The sequence below is a fragment of the Candidatus Enterococcus murrayae genome, assembly GCF_017315985.1.
GTDB classification, from domain to species: Bacteria; Bacillota; Bacilli; order Lactobacillales; family Enterococcaceae; genus Enterococcus_A; species Enterococcus_A murrayae.
In genome coordinates this window covers 103,123-121,838 of record NZ_JAFLVR010000012.1, presented here as the reverse complement: position 1 = coordinate 121,838, position 18,716 = coordinate 103,123, and the positions used below count along the sequence as shown (strand labels likewise).

The 18,716-nt window shown below is 36.9% G+C and carries 16 protein-coding genes; 3 read left to right on the top strand and 13 right to left on the bottom strand.

Annotation, left to right across the window (positions count from 1 at the left end):
* Window positions 1-38 precede the first annotated feature (38 nt).
* The gene (locus tag JZO85_RS06225) at window positions 39-875 is read left to right on the top strand and encodes a glycosyltransferase family 8 protein (protein WP_207107639.1); all 837 of its coding nucleotides are present in this window, start codon (window positions 39-41) and stop codon (window positions 873-875) included.
* Between the two features lie 718 nt (window positions 876-1,593).
* Entirely contained in the window at window positions 1,594-3,060 is a 1,467-nt protein-coding gene (gene lysS, locus JZO85_RS06220) for a lysine--tRNA ligase (RefSeq protein ID WP_207107638.1), read from the top strand.
* An 85-nt stretch (window positions 3,061-3,145) separates the two neighbouring features.
* On the opposite strand, the gene sstT is transcribed toward lysS, so the two are convergent.
* The 8 genes from sstT to JZO85_RS06180 form a co-directional block, all read right to left on the bottom strand.
* Window positions 3,146-4,381, bottom strand: coding sequence for a serine/threonine transporter SstT (gene sstT / locus JZO85_RS06215; protein ID WP_207107637.1), 1,236 nt, complete (start codon window positions 4,379-4,381; stop codon window positions 3,146-3,148).
* Between the two features lie 349 nt (window positions 4,382-4,730).
* Window positions 4,731-5,402 (bottom strand): HAD-IB family phosphatase, encoded by a 672-nt coding sequence (locus JZO85_RS06210; RefSeq protein ID WP_207107636.1) that lies wholly within the window; start codon window positions 5,400-5,402, stop codon window positions 4,731-4,733.
* On the bottom strand, window positions 5,399-6,217 hold the full coding sequence (locus JZO85_RS06205; RefSeq protein ID WP_207107635.1) for a BtpA/SgcQ family protein: 819 nt from the start codon (window positions 6,215-6,217) through the stop codon (window positions 5,399-5,401). The genes JZO85_RS06210 and JZO85_RS06205 overlap by 4 nt, the downstream gene beginning before the upstream one ends.
* Window positions 6,218-6,235: 18 nt before the next feature.
* A complete protein-coding gene (locus tag JZO85_RS06200) occupies window positions 6,236-7,552 on the bottom strand; it encodes a PTS galactitol transporter subunit IIC (protein WP_207107634.1) in 1,317 nt (438 codons plus the stop codon).
* Between the two features lie 20 nt (window positions 7,553-7,572).
* Window positions 7,573-7,848, bottom strand: a complete 276-nt coding sequence (locus JZO85_RS06195; protein ID WP_207107633.1) for a PTS sugar transporter subunit IIB — start codon at window positions 7,846-7,848, stop codon at window positions 7,573-7,575.
* Window positions 7,845-8,957, bottom strand: a complete 1,113-nt coding sequence (locus JZO85_RS06190) for a M42 family metallopeptidase (RefSeq protein ID WP_207107632.1) — start codon at window positions 8,955-8,957, stop codon at window positions 7,845-7,847. Before JZO85_RS06190 ends, JZO85_RS06195 begins: the two co-directional genes overlap by 4 nt.
* Complete coding sequence (locus tag JZO85_RS06185) at window positions 8,945-9,415, bottom strand: PTS sugar transporter subunit IIA (protein WP_207107631.1); 471 nt, start codon at window positions 9,413-9,415, stop codon at window positions 8,945-8,947. The genes JZO85_RS06190 and JZO85_RS06185 overlap by 13 nt, the downstream gene beginning before the upstream one ends.
* A 4-nt stretch (window positions 9,416-9,419) precedes the next feature.
* Complete coding sequence (locus JZO85_RS06180) at window positions 9,420-11,474, bottom strand: PTS sugar transporter subunit IIA (protein ID WP_207107630.1); 2,055 nt, start codon at window positions 11,472-11,474, stop codon at window positions 9,420-9,422.
* A 161-nt stretch (window positions 11,475-11,635) separates the two neighbouring features.
* Here JZO85_RS06180 and JZO85_RS06175 point away from each other — a divergent pair, with 161 nt between their 5' ends.
* Window positions 11,636-12,262: a ribulose-phosphate 3-epimerase gene (locus tag JZO85_RS06175; RefSeq protein ID WP_207107629.1), complete on the top strand. Its 627-nt coding sequence runs from the start codon at window positions 11,636-11,638 to the stop codon at window positions 12,260-12,262.
* A 133-nt stretch (window positions 12,263-12,395) separates the two neighbouring features.
* Here JZO85_RS06175 and JZO85_RS06170 read toward each other — a convergent pair whose 3' ends face one another.
* The 5 genes from JZO85_RS06170 to JZO85_RS06150 all read right to left on the bottom strand — a co-directional run bounded on the left by JZO85_RS06170 (window position 12,396) and on the right by JZO85_RS06150 (window position 18,556).
* Window positions 12,396-13,385, bottom strand: coding sequence for a D-2-hydroxyacid dehydrogenase (locus JZO85_RS06170; protein ID WP_347401786.1), 990 nt, complete (start codon window positions 13,383-13,385; stop codon window positions 12,396-12,398).
* A 141-nt stretch (window positions 13,386-13,526) separates the two neighbouring features.
* Complete coding sequence (gene arcC, locus JZO85_RS06165; RefSeq protein WP_207107627.1) at window positions 13,527-14,474, bottom strand: carbamate kinase; 948 nt, start codon at window positions 14,472-14,474, stop codon at window positions 13,527-13,529.
* 69 nt (window positions 14,475-14,543) lie between these two features.
* Complete coding sequence (locus JZO85_RS06160) at window positions 14,544-15,815, bottom strand: agmatine deiminase family protein (RefSeq protein WP_207107626.1); 1,272 nt, start codon at window positions 15,813-15,815, stop codon at window positions 14,544-14,546.
* 27 nt (window positions 15,816-15,842) lie between these two features.
* Entirely contained in the window at window positions 15,843-16,955 is a 1,113-nt protein-coding gene (locus JZO85_RS06155; protein WP_207107625.1) for a Rossmann-fold NAD(P)-binding domain-containing protein, read from the bottom strand.
* Between the two features lie 77 nt (window positions 16,956-17,032).
* The gene (locus JZO85_RS06150) at window positions 17,033-18,556 is read right to left on the bottom strand and encodes a YfcC family protein (protein ID WP_207107624.1); all 1,524 of its coding nucleotides are present in this window, start codon (window positions 18,554-18,556) and stop codon (window positions 17,033-17,035) included.
* Window positions 18,557-18,716: the final 160 nt, after the last annotated feature.

Genomic DNA, 18,716 nt, shown 5'->3' with positions numbered 1-18,716 from the left:
CCAAAAAATAATCTATATTTTCGAAAGGACGCTGCACTATGGCTGAAACGATAGATATCTTAATTACTTTAGATGAAAATTACTTGGAGCCGCTGCATATCATGCTTACCTCACTACACGTCAATAATCCCGCTCAAGACTTTACTATTTGGTTGATACATGAGCGGATACCTGATAGTAAACTACAACAGCTTAATCGTCTATTGGCCCAATGGAAAATGACGTTCCATGAAATTAAGGTCCCTATGGAATTATTCTCTAATGCCCCTACTGTAGAACGTTATCCAAAAGAAATGTATTTTCGTCTAGCCAGCGGTAAATTATTGCCGAATACTGTCAAAAAGGTAGTGTATTTGGACCCTGACACCTTAATCATTAATCCTTTAAACTCCTTATGGGATTTTGATTTGAATGGCAACATGCTAGGAGCAGCGACTCATGCTGGGTTAACTAACTTGACAGAAGGCTTCAATAATATTCGTTTGGGTACGGATCATGGCTACTATAACTCTGGCGTGATGCTTATGGATATGGAAAAAGTTCGTGAAATCGTCCAGCTAGAAGATATTTTCAAGACGATTCATGAATTCGGCGATTACCTATTACTTCCTGATCAAGACATTCTAAACTTCCTTTATGGAAAATATATCAAAGAGATCCCTGAAGAAATATGGAATTACGATACTAGAAAATCTAATGTCTATCTCACAAAAAGCCTCGGCAAACATAACTCTCACTGGGTAGCCAAAAATACCGTTGTTCTGCATTATTGCGGCAAGCCAAAGCCTTGGGATGAAAAAAGTAATAATCGCTTTACATTGCTGTATGCTCACTATCAGCAGCTTTTGAAAAGATACAACGATCTACTAAGTTGATCGTTGATTTTTTCTTATCTCTCCTATCGTTAATCAAGGATGATTTTTGATCAATCCTCAGACAGTTTGAAATTCTTATACGTAAAATGAATAGGCAACATAGATAATCATTGATAATCGAAGGTGCCTCCTCCCTCTCGTGGTCATAATCTTCTATAGAAAATACTTTTACTTACCCTTAAAAAGCTTTTTATAAAAACATTTAAAAGTTTTTTAATGATGCAAATAAGTCCCCTCGTTTCTCAATTCCCTCTCCAAAAACAGCAGGAAAAGATTTCTTATAGGTATTTCAAATCTCCTTATGTCGTTGATTACCACGGGCAATCGATATCTCTTTTGCTCTTGTTTCATAGCTTCACAGATAAATATCTTTTTTTGAGCGGTTGACTTTTTACTGACTTCATGTGAACATACTTAAAAGAAATGAAACGCTATGAAGAGAGAATGTTTGCTTCAACTTTTGTTACAGAGAGCCTTCGGTTGCTGAAAGAAGGTACAAAATAAGCTTACTGAAAAGACTCGGAGCGGCGCACCGATTATACTTTTAAGTATTGAGGCTGCGATGGGAATGCCCATTATAGCATCAGAGTATCGGTAATTTACCCGTACTTGCAGAGATTTGTGCCGAGAGGTATAGATGAAAAAAGATGGTACCACGAAACAAAAGCTTTCGTCCTTTTATGGATGAAGGCTTTTTTTATTTTAAGGAGGAATCAATATGGATAATTTGTCATTAGAAGAAGTGAGAATAGCAAAGCTAAAGGAGATAAAAAATCCTTATCCTGACAGATACGAAGCTAATGAAAAGATTTGTAAAGTTGCCTCTCTAGAGGACGGGACAACTGATGTAAAGATTGCTGGTAGAATAACCGCTGTTCGAAAAATAGGAAAACTAACTTTTTTCCGTATCTCTGACATTGATGGTGAAGTTCAAGCAGCTATCAAAAAAGATGAGGTTGGCGAGGAAAGCTACAACCATTTTCATCAAATAATTGATACTGGTGATTTTATCGGATTAGAGGGCGCCATTTTTACAACTAAAACAGGAGAAAAAACGTTAAGAGTAAAAGAGTATACTTTTTTAGGCAAGAGCTACCTTCCACTACCGGAAAAATTTCATGGGTTGCAGAATTCTGAGATTATTTATCGTCAACGATATCTTGATTTAATCATGAATAAAGAAGCCAAGGAGCGTTTCTTGTTGCGAACGAAAATCATTCAAGCTATTAGACGCTATTTAGAGAATGAGCAATATATTGAAATTGAGACACCTGTTTTGACCAATAAGCCTTCTGGTGCTTTGGCTAAGCCTTTTGTATCACACCATAATGCTTTAGATATTGATGTTTTTTTGCGTATAGCTCCTGAAACTTATTTAAAAAGGGCCATTGTAGGCGGATTTACCAAAGTATTTGAATTTGCCCGTTGTTTTCGCAATGAGGGTATGGACGCTACTCATTTGCAGGATTTTACTATGTTAGAGGCTTATTGCGCATATTATAACTATTTAGACAATATGAAATTTTTACAAGAAATGCTCGTTTCAGTAATCAAAGAGGTTTATGGTAAAACACAGATTTCCATAAATGAACGTCTTATAGAATTTGATGGCGAATGGCCGATTGTGACCTTTCGAGAGCTGCTTATCAAAGATTGTGGAATAGACATAAATCAGTTCGATACAGCAAAAAGCCTATTGAAAGAAATTAAAAGAAACAACATTGAGCTCAATAGCACGGATGACTTAGACTCAATGGGAAAAGGAAACCTAATTGATTTGCTCTATAAAAAAGTAAGTCGTCCACGGATTATTCAACCAACCTTTTTAACAGAGCATCCTATTGAGCTATCACCACTAGCTCGAGCAAATGACGAAAATCCGCAAATTACAGACCGTTTTCAATTAATTATTAACGGTGCTGAAATTATTAACGGCTACTCTGAACTTGTTGATCCTACAGAACAAGAACGAAGACTTGAGCAACAGGCGAAATTAAATAAAGAGGGAGATCAAGAAGCCATGGTAATGGATACTGATTACCTTACTGCTATGCGTCACGGTATGCCCCCGATTTCTGGTTGGGGTATGGGCATAGATCGATTAATTCAAGTAATCACTGGAACCAAAAATCTAAGAGATTCTGTGCTGTTTCCAATTATGCGCCCAGATAAAAAAAGCGAATAACTTTCTCTATTATAGAAAAAATAGGAGTGTACATCTTCTGTACACTCCTATTTCATTCATTTCTTGAGAACTGAATCAACGTTCTTTATTTCTCTGCCAAGCGTTCCTTTAGATTAATTTTTTCTCCACGTTTGCGCAGATCTGAAAATTCACCAATAGCCGTGAAAAATAAATCGTTGGATGAGTTCACTGCTGTCTCAACAGAATCTTGAACTACCCCGATAATGAAGCCAACACCAACAACTTGCATAGCAATATCGTTGGAAATTCCAAAGAGACTGCAGGCTAATGGGATTAATAATAACGACCCGCCGGCAATTCCTGAAGCTCCACAAGCAGCTAAGGCTGACAATACACATAGCATTAAGGTCAAACTAAAAGGAACAGCGATTCCTAAAGTATGAACAGTCGCTAAGGTCATTATAGAGATAGTAATCGCTGCTCCCCCCATATTGATGGTTGCACCTAGTGGTAACGAAATAGAATACGATTCTTTTGTTAAACCTAAGCGTTTAGCCAACATCATATTGATTGGGATATTGGCTGCAGAGCTTCGAGTGAAAAATGCTGGAATCGCACTTTCTTTTAAGCAGAACCAAACGAGCGGATATGGATTTTGTCTAATGATCACAAAAGCGACTAAAGGATAAATAATCAAATCTACAACCAACATTGTACCTACTAATAGAAGCAAAAGACGGCCGTATTGCGCTAAACCGGACAAACCAGTTGATGCGACCGAATCAAAAACAAGACCCGCGATACCAAATGGTGCCATCGCAATAACTAACTGGACTACCCCAGTAATTGCTTGAGAAAATTCGTCAATGACTTCTTTTACCGAATTTTTCCGTGTACGTAGTGCAAAACCAATTAAAGCGGACCAAAATAGAACCCCTAAATAATTACCATCAATCATTGCCTGTAACGGATTTTGAACAATATTATTCAAAATAGTCGTCAATACATCGATCAGAGCTTTGGGCGCTTCTTGAGAACCCGAAACCTCTTGTAACGAAATAGTTAGCGGGAAAATATAACTAGCCAATACAGCAACAGTTGCTGCTAATAAAGTGGTAAATAAGTACAAAGAAATGATTGGCTTAATGAACGTTTGCGTTTCCGCTTGATGTTTCGATACCGAAGACATGATCAACACAAATACCAATAGTGGCGCAATCCCTTTTAACGCGCCAACAAACAAACTGCCTAGGATCGCAATAAAGCTCCATTGAGGAAGAAAAACACCTAATATTCCCCCAACGATAATCCCTATGACGATCCGCTTGATTAGCGAAAGCTGTTTAAAAAATTCTAGCAAAACGAGTACCCTCTTTTCCATTTTTAATTATCATAATAGCGTATGATAATTAAATTCTAATTGAAGTGACAGGGGTTTTCAATATAGAATGTAGCTATTTTTTATTTACTATAATTATTAAAGAAGAAATAAACTCTAGGAGAGAAATATTTGTGTAATGATTCAACAAAAAGCTATTCAAAAACATCTGCGAACTAGTGGGCTGAAATCATAAGCACTCTCATCATTTAAAGACGATCTTCTATTTATATCCCATAGTCAAACAAAGCATGTCTTCAATACAGATTCCCCCAAAAAAGATAGTCCTACAAAATCCAAAGAAGCTGCTTGGATTTTATAGAACTATCATTTACTTCATACCAACTAAATATCGTTGAAAATGACGAACAATTTCGTCAAAATTTTGATACTCAATAAAAGGAATATTTTGTGCTTTGAGGTACTTCGCTAATTTCTGGCTCTTTTTGGCATACACAATATCCGAAACTTTAGCACCTTCAAAATCTGAAATACTGTCACCTATAAAAACAACTTGATATCCTTGTCGCTGATAGTTCCTGATGACTTCAGCCTTATTAATACCATTTTCCTGATCATCATATTGGCGCGGTGCCTCCACTTTCAATTCTTCACCATTGAAAGTCAAATGATTTGAAATAATTTGTTTTTGTGAGATATCTATCCCTTTTGCTTCTAATGAGTAAAAAACATTTTGTAGAGTGCCCGCACTTACAATCATAAAATCCCAATTCTTTATCAGAAAATTTTTGAAGGTCAAGTCAATCTGCATCTCGTTTCGTAATGTACGAATGTACTCTTCTCTGGTAATCCTAATTGCTTCTAATTGTTCTTTTATATATTTCCTTACAGAAATATTTCCATTTCGAATCTCCCTTAAATATTTCTGATGTAGATCAGGAATATACATTTCAGCCAGCATTGTCGTACTATCATTAATTGAAATCGTACCATCAAAATCAATCACAAACTTATAACGATGGATCACAGTTGGTTTGCTCATGAATGGGACTGCTCACGAAACGCTTTGACCTTATCCATAAATTCCTTCACACGTGCCTGATCAACATGATTTTCGAAGACGCCATCTTTCTTAAACGTAGTACCAACAACAGCACCATCAGCGATCTTTAATTGTTCTTCAACATTGTTCAGTCTGACACCAGTGTTGGCGAAAACAACAGTATTGGGAACAACATCTTTGACAACCTTTAGAGTATTAGCGTCTGTCTCTGTTCCAGCTGTCAAACCTGAGACACAAAGTGCGTCTGGACGATTATTGAAAACAGTTGATTTGGCAACACTTGTAATGTCACGATCACCAAGATAAGTAGCAGCCTCCGGAACGATATTAAAAAGAAGTTTCACGTTTTGAGCGCCAATTTGTTTTTGATGTCGAACAGTATCTCCGACATTTGTGTTCCATAAGCCAAAATCTGACCCATATACCCCAGTAAAAATCTCTCTTACAAAAACAGCATCCACGGCTTTTGCTAAGTCTAACGATTTTTTAGCATCCCATAAAACATTTACTCCAAATGGTATATTAATTAATGGTTTCAGCTCTCCAATGATTCGTGCCATTGCGGCTACTGTCTCTGTCCGAACATCTGTTAAATAAGGTAAAGAAAACTCATTAGAAAACATTACTGCGTCAACGCCGCCTTCTTGAAGCGCTAAAAAATCAGCTTTGGCATGCTCAATCACTCTTTCCATACCACCTTCCTCATTAAAATGAGGATCCCCCGGCAACGCATCGAAATGACACATTGCAATAATTGCCTTTTCTGTACCTAATTTTTCTTTTAACCAAGTCATGTTGTTCCCTCCTGATGTTTAATCTTTTAAAGCATTTCTTTTTACAAAAATCGTTATAAAACAAGTTGCTATAATTAAAATGGCCAAGCCAAGATAACCCAAAAATCCAATGTTTGCGATAACAAAATCAAAGACATTCCCTGCCCATAAGGCACTGACCTTATCACCGGATTCTGACACGCCGCCTTTTTCCGCTAGTTTTGTAAAATAAGGTGAAATCCATGTTGCAATGTATAAAATACCTGTCATATTAATGACACCACTAATTAAGGTTTTTAGGATATTTCCTTTATGGATAATAGTCGCCATACAGATAAAGAACGCAGCAAAAGCTAAATCAGCTAAAGGCAACACACGATTTCCTGGTAAAATTGCTGCTAGTATCAACGTAATAGGAATCAGTATTGTTCCAATAATCATAGTAGTAGGATGTCCCAAGGTAACTGCGGAATCGAGTCCGATGTATACTTCTTTTCCAGAGAAATGCTTTGCAAAAAATCCCTTTGCGGCTTCCGATAGAGGCATCAGACCTTCCACGATAATTTTGATCATTCTCGGAAACAGTACCATAATTCCGCAGACACCCATTACAAGGTTCGCACCATCTTTAAAGCCATAACCAGACAATAAACTTAAAATGATACCCAATATTCCACCGATTATCACTGGATCTCCCATAAATCCGACTTTTTTCTGTAAGCCTTTAATATCCAAAGTTGAGTTTTGGAGAAAAGGAATTTTACTGTAAATCTTATCTAGAATTACGAATAACGGAACACTGCTTGCTGCATAGCCCTGAGGAATTGAAATACTTTCAACTCCTAACTCATTTTGGACTCTTTTTGCTGTGTAATCGGCAGATAATAATGACCATGTGGCTTGCACTAAGGCTACTCCCATCCCTAAAACCAAATTTCCTGTCACAGTATGGACGACTGCTCCAGTAAAGGCGTAATGAGAATAATTGAAAATATCAATGTTCATCGTTTTAGTGGCACCAATAGCCAAAAGGATTACGTTTAAAATGAAAACCGCTGGGATAATTAACGCACCGACTACTGTTGAAAAAGCAACGCCAGCACCTGCACCAGATCCTAAGTCAATAACCGTTAGATTAAATCCAAATCGCTCCACAATTAAATTGACAGCTGGCGACAAAAAACTGGAAATAAGTCCAACTGCTAAATTGAAACCAATAAATCCAACACCTACAGTAATCCCTGATTTGATAGACTTGAAAAAACCTAAACCAAATATTAGACCAATAATGAACAGAACAATTGGAACAAATACTGTCGAGCCTAGTGATAAAATATAATCGAGTATTGCTTCCATCAATCTTCCTCCTTATCAAATCAATTTTTTAGAATTTCAATAATCTTCGCAGCTGCTTCAGCTTCCCCGATTCCTACCAAGAAAGGCGTGCCAACAACCATCGGTACTCCGTAATCTTCTTCGATCCGCATCGCCGTTACAAATAAATCTGCTTCTTTGTACATGTCTAACTCACTTAATTGTGCTTGAGAAAGCGTGTACTCCACCTCGTTGTCCTCTAGAACCTGTCTGACTTTCTCCGCGATCATGGAAGAAGTCGCCATACCAGTTCCACAGGCTACAATCACTTTTTTCATTTATTATCATTCCTTTCAAAATCACTATTTTTTCCAAACTTTTGAGTGCCATCTAAAGAAAGTAGAAATTCTGCCAACAATTGATAAATTCCTAGTGCATCTTCCAAATGGATAACTTCAACAGGCGAATGTGTATATCGAGTAGGCAATGAAATATTCGCTACAACAGTTTGATTATTTTCAATGGCGATATAAGCTGTCTCAGTCAAAATCCCTGTGGCTACTTCTCTCTGAATCGGTATACCAGCTCTTTCCCCCATAGTTTCTAAATAGGTCAAAAATCGTTTATTCGGAACAATGCCTGCTAATGTGCCGCGGCTATGATGATTCATGAAAGTTAATGCGGGACCTTTTCCTAACTTAATCTCAGATAATCCGGATAAATCCGGTGTGTCAGTTGCCGGAGTAACATCTAAACCAATAACAATATCTGGATGAATCTCTCTAACAGTCGGCATAATCCCGCGAGTGTTGAATTCCTCTTGAACGCTAAATACTAGATATAAGTCTACGTCCAATTTCTCAATGGCTAAATTCTCAGTCAAATAGAGTAAAATTCCTAACAACGCACGGTCATCCATCGCCTTGTTTGCGATGCAGTTTCCATATAATTGCAAGAATTGTGGCTTGAAAGTGACCGGAGAACCTATGTCAATCCCTGCATCTAATACTTCGTCCCTACTTAAAGCCCCAACATCCAAATAGTAGTCCCGAGCATTCTCTGGAATCTTTCCCTCTTTTTGTTTTGCCAAATGATGAGACTTTACTCCCACGACCCCATTGACTGATCCTTTCTCCCCATGTAACTCGAGTTTTAAACCTGCAAGGCAAGTAGGATTCAATGAACCCAGTTTCTCACAGTAGATAAATCCATTTTTGTCGATATGATTGACCATCATGCCAACCTCATCCATATGTCCAAAAAGCATAACTCTTTGTTTTCCTATGTTTTTTGGCGTTAAGTGAACGGTCAAGTTTCCTAATATATCGAGAGAAACCTGCTTTTCCTCGCCTAAACTGTCTAGCAAATACTGAATGACTTGATCTTCGTAACCAACATTTCCTGGTAAATCGGATAATTCCATAATCAACTGCTTCAATCGCTCCATTGCTCTCCTCCTATCTGCGCAAAATGAGAAAAGGTCGTTATCAGTTCTCTCTTTGAAGCCGCCTGCTTAATTTCCTGAATGAATTGTTGATTGGTAAATAACTGAGCTAAAAAAGAAAGATTCTTTAAATGGATTTTCCCATCACTGAATACCAAACCAATGACCAAATCCACCGGCAGTATTTCTAATGTCTCAGCATTCTTAAAAAATACGGGCTGAGCTGGTTTTACTAAAAACAAGGTATTTTTAACAGCATCTTTAGGTTCTGTATGACAGATTGCGATATTCAAGCCTGCTAACTTCAAACCTGTAGGGTACTTCTCTTCTCTAGAAATAATAGACTGTTCATACGTTTCTTTAACGTAGCCTTTTTTATACAAATCCTTGGCAATTTGTGAGAGTAAATCCCGGGCTGATTTGTATTCTTCGTCAAAATAAACAAAATCTTGGTTAAGCATCTTATCACACTCCATCGAGCCACTCTTTGAAGAAATCAGATAAGGATTCTGCTTTTTCAATTGCGTGGTCTAATTTTTGATAAAACTTTTTATCATGAGAAATAGCATTGATAGTCATCACTGTATTTATTAATAGCTCTTTTTCTTTCGAAGCAATAAAGAATATCAGTCTTACTGGTAATTCATTTGGAAAAATAACTGGATTTTTCACATAAAGAATATGGATACCTGATTTTAAAACTCCACTTTTCTCACTGCCGTGAGGAATCGCAATTTGATTCCGAATAACAAAATGGGCACCATATAAATTAACGGATTGTGATATTCCCTCCAAATAACTCTTTTTCACAACTTGGTTTTGTTCCAGCGATTGGCTGCACATGGACAATCCCGTTTGCCAATCCTCTATTTCTTGAACGAAAGTAATGTCTTCATCTTTGAGGCCATCAAACAGACTAGATTCTTTTCGCTCCTCTTGTAGATTCTCTGGAAAAGCAGCTAATAAGTCCTTTTTCAAACTTAAGGAATTAGAAATAGTGGTATGACGCTCTAGCACTTTCAATAATTTATTTACAGAAATTTTATTTTTTTCCCGTTTTCTAGTAATTCCAAATTCTTTTAACTTCTGATCATCATTAAAGGTTAAGAACGGCGAAATAAACAGAATGGGAACTTCTACTGTTTTTTTAATTTCAAAGGAAAAATATAAAGTACTCACGATCAAATCAATGTTTTGAGAAAGGTAATCATTGATTTGATAGATGGAAGAAGTTCCAACCACCTCAACGTTATAATTTTTTTCGATCAGATTTTTTAAAAGGACTGATGTTCCATAGCCTGAATGACATACGAGTAAAACTCTTAAATTAGGCTGATGTGTTTCTTGAAATCTTCTTATCCCTCCTAAGAAATGAATCACAAACAAAGCAATGTCTTCTTTTGTAAAGTGAACATTAAGTTCATTCTGATAAAACTCAATATTTTTTTCTAAAAGCGAAAATAAGCTTTGATAGTTCCCAATAGCTTGTTGATAAATCTCACTATCCATCTCATAGGAGTTGTTCTTTCGATAAATCGTGCTTTTAACGTGTTGATAAAGCCCTTCCATTAGAATAGGATCTTCTGTTAATTCCATCCCAAGCTCCTTACCAACACTAGTCACTAGTTTGGAAACAAATAATTTGAAAGACAAAAGATTCTTCTGGTAACTCTGATTGATTGACTCTTCACTATAACTGACTAAAATTTCCGTCAAATAGGCGATCTCTCTTTCAGAAAAGTTATACCTCCCTCCGATACTCTGCATGAGTTTCCTGATAGCTATATATTCCCCAAGTGCTTGAATTTGAGAGACGTTTTGAACTTCTTGAATTGAATGACCATAATGATTACGATGAATGGTCACTAGTACATTTAGCAAAAATGTTTCATAAAAGTTAGTGAATGGATAGTTTTTTGCTAACTCTTTTATTTGAGCCGCCATTTTTCCAAAATCAATATCTTCAAGATCCTCAAGAATTCTTCGTTCAATGGGATTAGAGATCAGTCGTTTCTCCTTTTCAGAGAAGAGAACCAAATAATTTTCTCGATAACGGTTCAAAATAAAGCGGCGCATCTCCAATTCGTTTCCAGCAATGATTTTCCGTTCTTTTACGTATATTTGTTCACGTTCGAGAACTTGAATGACACTCCTTAAATCTGATTTGACTGTATTTCTAGTTACATCTAGAAATATCGATTCCTTTTGAATATTGATTTTTCCTGCGAGTACTAACTTGAACGTTAAATAATCTCGTCTTTTTTTCGAATCAGGCCTATAGATTTCTTCTAATAATTGATTTACAGGTTCAAAATTCACTACAGTTGAAATAAGCTGACCATTATTTTCCTTTTGAATTTCTGGTAGTTCCATCATTCTAAGATAATAGTTCAGATTATCAATTTCATAACGCACGGCACTTTCTGGAATATTTAACTGGGACTCAATATCTTTGATCGACGTTTTGGGAGTCGTTTCGAAAAAATAGATCAGTTCTAATAAACGCTGATTCGCTTTCATTGATTTACCTCCTTTCGGTTATTTATTACACTACTAGCATAATTTAGCTGTGTGGATCGTACAATGAGCAGAAATTTGAAAATCTTCTCTAAAAATTGACTACTGAAAAATATTTCTTGAATTATTATCATAGGTAGTAGGAAGAGAAAGGGGGAACTGTAATGATGAGGAACAGGATTATACCATCCTTAGCTTCTGCGAAACAACTCTATTTAGCAAAAGAATTATTAAAAGTAGAAGCGAATGGTTTTCAAGAAATTCATTTAGACATTGAGGATGGCAATTTTGTTAATAACATTACTTTTGGTCTTGCAACTATTCAGGAACTACGTTATTTAACTACAATGTCCTTTAATATCCATCTAATGGTGACTCAACCAGAAAAATACGTGAAACTGCTTGTTGACTACTTACCTTGCACTGTTTTTATTCATGCCGAATCCTGCCAAAATCTCGCTGAACTGATTTTTTACTGTCAGCAAAACAATATCAAGGTTGGTCTAGCCTTTTTACCAACTACTTCTTTAATAGAATATGCCTACCTGATTAAAAGAACCTCCATGCTTTTATTGATGACCAGTGAACCCGATGGACAAGGTCAAATGTTTATTGAAGAAATGAGTGAAAAAATTAGCAAAACCAGACAATCATTTCCAAAACAGGAGCTTTGGGTGGACGGCGATATTACTATGGAAAGAGCGCAACGGCTACGAACAATCGGTGTGGAAAAATTTGTCATGGGTAGAGAAATATTTAGAACAGAAAACAGCAAAACAGAGCTGATTTAGAAGATTTCCTTTCTAAATCAGCTCTGTTTCAAATCTAATAGTTTTAATGGGTCACAGATTTCTATTAATGTTTTTTACTGCCTTGTCTATTCAACTACTTTACTAATTTTGTCAATTTTATTAAAATCATAGACTAGTTGACTCTTGAAAAGCTATCGCCAGTCTCAATAACCTCTATAATCGAATCCAACGCATAATGGACCATATTTCGCATGGAAACATCAGTATAGTAGGCGCAGTGGGGATAAAAAGTAACTTTCGGATGGTTTAGTAATTCTTTGAAAACAGTATCTGAAATTTCTTCATGTTTACCAGGAATGTATTCCGCTTCATTTTCATAGACATCTAAAGCTGCTGCTGAAACTCTCCCACTATCTAATGCTTCAATTAGATCCGATGTATTAACTAATGAACCACGAGAAGTATTAATCAAGCAAGCCCCTGGTTTAAACTTATTGAACATTTTTTTATCAAATAAATGATGGTTCTTTTCCTTTCCAGGTATATGAAGAGTTATTATATCTGCGTTATGGATTGCTTCTTCAATTGAATCTTTGTATTCAAATAGATCATTCGCATTTTTATTGCGGTGCGTAGCATAACCGTTGATGGTCGAACCAAAAGCCTTGAACAATTTTGCCACTTCATAACCAATTCGTCCAACGCCTATAATAGCAACTGTTTGTTCCTTCATTACCTTCCCTCTTACCTCTGGACTCCAATTGAAATCAAACCTTTTAACACGTTGATCCAAATCCTTTGATCTTCTTACTAGCTGGAGTGCGAGCATAAGCGTGAACTCCGCGATAGATTCTGGTGAGTAGCTAGAAACGTTTGTAATAATAATTCCACTGCGCTTGGCAGCTTCCAAGTCAAACCCTTCAAAACCAGATGTTCTCTGCGCTAAGTGTTTAATTCCATATTTACTTAGTTGAGGAAAAATGGAAGAATCGAATTTCCCAGCTTCTGATATGGAAACACCATCATATCCTCGAACCATATCTACAGTTTCCAAAGTGAGTTTGTAAGGAACAGTATCTACTTGAACACCAGTTTTTTTCACCCATTCATTAACAAACACTTTTCGTTCTTCATTCGCTTCAAAACATAAAAGTCGTGTTATCGTCTATTCACCTATCTTTTTTTGGGATAATTTTTTTCAGTTCATGCAACTTCTTCATTTTCTCCAGAATTTTCCTTCAGGTTCATCGTAAAATTTCTATGTGAAGTCGATTAATAAGTAGCCTTGAAGCAATTTGACTATCTAAGCAAATGTAATATGTGTTCCAGTTTTACCATCTAAAGCTTCTATTACTTTGTCCAACGAAGTAATAATTGCCTTTTTTGACGGATTACTTCTAACAAATTTCATTGCTGCTTGAACTTTTGGCAACATACTACCTGCTGCAAAATGGCCTTCTTCCACATATTTGGTTGCTTCTGTGAGACTCATGCTGCTTAAGTTTTTTTGATTAGGCTTATTAAAATTAATTGCCACTTTTTCTACTTCTGTAAGAATGAGTAAAAAATCCGCCTCAACTTGTTCAGCTAAAAGTTCAGCTGCGTAATCTTTATCAATCACAGCTGGGACTCCTTCTAATAGTCCATCTGACTTTTCAATTACTGGGATTCCGCCGCCGCCACAGGTAATCACAATTGCATTGTTCCACAGCATTTTTACTGCATCAATCTCAACAATTTTTCTTGGCAAAGGTGAAGCAACGACACGACGCCACCCACGTCCAGCATCTTCCTTCAAATCATACCCTTTTTCTTTTTCAAGTAATGTCGCTTCCTCTTTAGAATAAAATGGTCCAATTGGTTTATTCGGTGTTTGAAACGCTGGATCATTTGGCTCTACAATCATTTGTGTTGCGACTGTTACTACTGGAACATTCCGATTCCGTTTATTAAGTGCATATTTCAGCGCTTGTTGAAGATGATACCCAATATAGCCTTGTGACATTGCACTACATACATCAAAAGGCATCGGAGGTACTTCATCTTTGGCCGTCTCACTGGCTAAGATGATTCGTCCAACTTGAGGTCCATTCCCGTGTACAATAGTCATTTCATATCCGCGGCCGCTAATTTCAGCTATATGCTCACAAGTTTCTCGTACAATTTCTAGTTGTGCTTCTGCAGTTGCCTCACTCTCTTTTGATTGCAGGGCATTCCCGCCTAACGCAATTACAATTTTAGGTTTCGTCATATATAGGACTCCTTAATCATGAATATCTCAACACAGTCGATTCTGTGCTGAGATATTAGCTTTTATCAATTATTTGGCTGAGATTGGTATGTTCTTTGTTGCACAATGAACGCCGCCACCGCGAATGTTTAATGCTGTACTAACGAATGGTACGATTTTCCGATCAGGAAAGGCCTCTTGTAAAACCGCTAATGCTTGTTTATCCAGTTCCTTAATGCTTTCTGGTCGACCTTCCTCCCAATAGGATTGAGCAATTACAATATTGTTTAAGATTAAAAAGTTGCAATAGCTTAAGGCCGGCTGCATAACCATATCTCCGTGAGGCATCGGTGTTCCATCATCTAAATAGTCGCCGCCTTCGCTGTAGCGACAAGTCCAAGTGTCATTAATCCAATCACCTTTCTTTGTATGAACATAAAATGGCTCAGGGATGGGCATTCTCAAAATTTTGAATGGCTGCCCAGCAGCATCTGTAGAATTATTTAGGATTTCATACGCCGCGTCTAGACGTTCTTTCGTGATCCTATGTGAGTTCATTGTTGCTGCTTCCTCATCTGTAACTTCGGCTAATATAATCGTATTCGTATCAACAAATCGGCAGAACTCGTCAATATGCCCATTCGCAGAAGAAGAGCGGTAAACGGGCTCACCATCTACATAGTCCAAAACACCTGAAGTGGTTAGTTCATCATCAAAAACACCTTTTTCAAACCATATAACTTTCTTGACATTGAACAATCGTTTTAACTCTTTTTCCACTTCTTCTGTAGACATATGCGGATTGCGCTTAGTTACCTCCGTATCTCTTAGTGTCATCAGGACACCATTACCATTGAACTCTTTGTCGCCGCCTTCAGTAATCAATGTTGAATTAACAAAATCTCTATACCCCATTTCTAATGCTAAATGAGGAGCAAATCTTGCACAAAGTTGTGAAGTAGTGCTGTCAATTGTACTTTGCCCATACATATTGAAGCGTGGATTAGCTAAAATCTTATTTCCTCTATCGTCCACCATCATGTCTGGTCCATAATCTCTTGTCCAATTACTGCCATCAGGATACGTAGTAATTTTTACTTTTTCGATGTCTACTTTTTCTTCAGCAAGAGCTTTTTTACAACTAGTTACCATCTCTTCTTTTGGACAGTTTACATAAACGGTTACATCATTAGCTTGTTCAACAATAATTTTAATTAATTGTGCAAAAGCCTGATGAAGACTGTACCCTTTAACACATTCAGCCATTTCTGGCCAGCCTAGGATTACTGCTTCCTGGGGTTCAAACTCACCCGGAAATCTAAAATCCTTATAATCTAGTTCTTTATACTCTAAATTATTCATAACTTCCTCCTTGTTTTGGATAAAAAATTATTGAACAGCACGAATAACTGCTTTAATAGTATGCAATCTATTTTCAGCCTCTCTAAAAATATGCGCCGCATTTTCTTCAAAGACCTCGTCCGTTACTTCCATTCCTTTCTTCAGAAACTCTTGTAAATCTTTGTCATCTACCGCAGTAAGCAACCTTTGACCAGAGGCATGATCCATATTATGAGTTGCTGGAAGCATGTGAAGAGCAATACAGTTCGGATTTTCTGTGCGCTCCATAAGCTCACGATTAACTTGATAAGGTCGGAAACGAATAATTCCAGGTAACCATGTTTCAACTGGATCGGTAAAGAACCCCCAATTTTCCGTCGTAATAATGTCGACACCTTTAATTGCATCAATGTTATCGGTTTCAATAAATTTGCAATCTGGGCTATACTTAGCAAATAAATCTTCCACAATTTTGCGCTTTTTAGGATCCATTTTAGTGTTCCAGTTAGGTGATACTTCTCCTTCTGGTACAAATTGATGGAAAAGGTCACGTTGCGCCTGAGTTAAGCCGTCCATTGCTTCCTCTAAATCCATATAAGAAGTGATATAAGTGAAATTCATCCCTAGCATCGCGCAAATCACACCGTAAGAAAAGGAATTAACGGCTCCACCTCTACCAATAAAGCATAATGTCTTTCCTTTGTATCCTTCACGTCCCCATATTTCATCTAAAGTCATCGCATCGGCCAACATTTGTGTAGGATGCTGGTGATCGGTATACCCATTAATAATTGGAATCGTACTGTGCTTTGTCATTTCCAATAAAGTACTATGTTTAGCTCCACGATAACCGATGGTATCATACATGCTGCTAAATACTCTCATCGAATCTTTAATCGTCTCTGTTTCCCCAAAATGTGAATTAGACAGAAATGTCGTCCCCATTCCAAGATCACAGCCAGAGGTCTCGAAAGCACATCGTGTTCGAGTAGAATTCATTTCAAAAAGCATCAATAAGTTTTTTCCGATAAATTCCTGTTGATTTTTTCCTGCATGTTTCTCTTCTTTCAATTGTAATGCTAGATCAAGCAAATAGCGAATCTCCTCAGGAGTAAAATCCTCCAAAGCTAAAAAGTGTCTTCCTTTAATTGATACTGTCATTTTTTCTCCTCCGTTTAACTCATTTTTTAATATGAATGTTCATTGACTTAAATTGATATATTCCTTTAGTTAATTACTTAGGTAACGATGACTAGAAGTAAAACAATCGCTAAACAAACTGCAAAAATCATGGCTAATTGTTTCCAAACACCTCTAACCCAAGACAAATAGTCTATCTTTGCATATTGCGTACAGGTCATAACAATAATCGAGGTTGGCGTAAACATCTTCGCTATCCCTAAAGCAAAATTATAAATAATGATCATAATGAAAGGCTCAACGCCTACAAAACTCCCTAACGGAACCATGACTGCTATAGTCGCTCCAGCAAGTCCAGTTGAACTAGGAAGAAAACAAGCAAACACTAGATAAATGACAAAGGCAAAAATGACGAAAATGATTAATGGTAATGAGCCGATGCTTTTTTCTGTAGCATTCAAAATTGTTGCCGTAATATTTCCTTGCGTCATTAATACTTGTATGCCTCTTGCCATAGGAACCATCAATGCTGTTGAAATTAATGCTCCAGCACCTTTCATAATAATCTTGATTATTTTATCAATTGAAAATCCAGCGACCTTCCCTGAAATAATACTCATAATGAGCATTAAGCCGCATAATTCTACAAAGTACCAATCTCCAAATGCAACGACATCACTGCCGATGATCGTGTTAATAATAGGTGTGGTATTAATCCATTCTGCGATATCTTGAAAAAGTGTGAAATTCTCATTTATAGATGTCCATGGAAATAACGCTAAAACCATGATGACAAAGGTGCTAATGAATACCGCTACTAAGGACTTTTCCTTTCCACTCATTGACTGATCATTGTCAGAATTTTCTGATCCTCCACCAAACTCAAGTAAATCGTCATCGCGCCTAAAAAATTGGATAGAACGCTCTGGATGAGCTTTGACACTTTTCGCATAAAGGCAAATTATAAATGAAACAAAAGCGGTTAATACGAAAAAAATCAACAGTCTTTCCATTATCCCACTACCAAATGAGATTCCCGCAATATCTGACGCTATCCCGGTTGAGAAAGGGTTTATCACAGAAGACGCACACCCAATTTGCGTCCCAAAAACGGTAATCATTAATACAGTAATAGAGTCCATTCCAAGTGCTAAAAAAATTGGAAGGAACAATGAGACGTAAACATATCCTTCTTCATAGGAACCTTGGGTTGTTCCTAAAAAAGCCATAATGAATGTTAAGACGGTAATAAGCACATAAGGATGCTTTTCAAATCGCTTTGAAACAGACTTCAAAACTAACCCAATAACTCCTGTTTCATCCATCATTTCTAGAAAACTTCCGAAAAGCATAACGTATAATGAAATGGCGACTGCTCCACTAACTGCACTATTACCGACCATTCCAATAATCGGGGCTACAATAATATCCCACAGCCCTTGTTTATTTGAAGGCAAAGCAGAATAAGTTCCTGCTATTGCGTTGCCTGCTTTGTCCAATTGGTATTCCCCGCCTGGGATTACCCATGTTAAAAGCGTTATAAAGACCATTACAACAAACATGACAACAAAGGAATTGAGTCCCTTCATTTTCTTTTTACTTTTTGTTGTATCGTCAACCATACTACTAGACACTCCCTTCTATAATGTTCTTACTTATTTTCAAGTACTTCTATACATACTCCCTTTCGAAGCTAATTTTGGTTGCGCACTCCTAGCTGTTTTATCAAATGTTCTACAAAACAATAATTATGAACAATTTAAGTTTAGAAGAATCTACTCT

Bases quoted from the DNA above. Each gene is read 5' to 3' on its own strand.
- JZO85_RS06195 (WP_207107633.1), bottom strand. From the start codon at position 7,848: ATGAAAAAAGTGATTGTAGCCTGTGGAACTGGTATGGCGACTTCTTCC.
- JZO85_RS06180 (WP_207107630.1), bottom strand. From the start codon at position 11,474: ATGAAAGCGAATCAGCGTTTATTAGAACTGATCTATTTTTTCGAAACG.
- JZO85_RS06190 (WP_207107632.1), bottom strand. From the start codon at position 8,957: ATGGAGCGATTGAAGCAGTTGATTATGGAATTATCCGATTTACCAGGA.
- JZO85_RS06225 (WP_207107639.1), top strand. From the start codon at position 39: ATGGCTGAAACGATAGATATCTTAATTACTTTAGATGAAAATTACTTG.
- arcC (WP_207107627.1), bottom strand. From the start codon at position 14,474: ATGACGAAACCTAAAATTGTAATTGCGTTAGGCGGGAATGCCCTGCAA.
- JZO85_RS06210 (WP_207107636.1), bottom strand. From the start codon at position 5,402: ATGAGCAAACCAACTGTGATCCATCGTTATAAGTTTGTGATTGATTTT.
- JZO85_RS06155 (WP_207107625.1), bottom strand. From the start codon at position 16,955: ATGACAGTATCAATTAAAGGAAGACACTTTTTAGCTTTGGAGGATTTT.
- JZO85_RS06205 (WP_207107635.1), bottom strand. From the start codon at position 6,217: ATGACTTGGTTAAAAGAAAAATTAGGTACAGAAAAGGCAATTATTGCA.
- JZO85_RS06185 (WP_207107631.1), bottom strand. From the start codon at position 9,415: ATGCTTAACCAAGATTTTGTTTATTTTGACGAAGAATACAAATCAGCC.
- JZO85_RS06160 (WP_207107626.1), bottom strand. From the start codon at position 15,815: ATGAATAATTTAGAGTATAAAGAACTAGATTATAAGGATTTTAGATTT.
- lysS (WP_207107638.1), top strand. From the start codon at position 1,594: ATGGATAATTTGTCATTAGAAGAAGTGAGAATAGCAAAGCTAAAGGAG.
- JZO85_RS06200 (WP_207107634.1), bottom strand. From the start codon at position 7,552: ATGGAAGCAATACTCGATTATATTTTATCACTAGGCTCGACAGTATTT.
- JZO85_RS06175 (WP_207107629.1), top strand. From the start codon at position 11,636: ATGATGAGGAACAGGATTATACCATCCTTAGCTTCTGCGAAACAACTC.
- JZO85_RS06150 (WP_207107624.1), bottom strand. From the start codon at position 18,556: ATGGTTGACGATACAACAAAAAGTAAAAAGAAAATGAAGGGACTCAAT.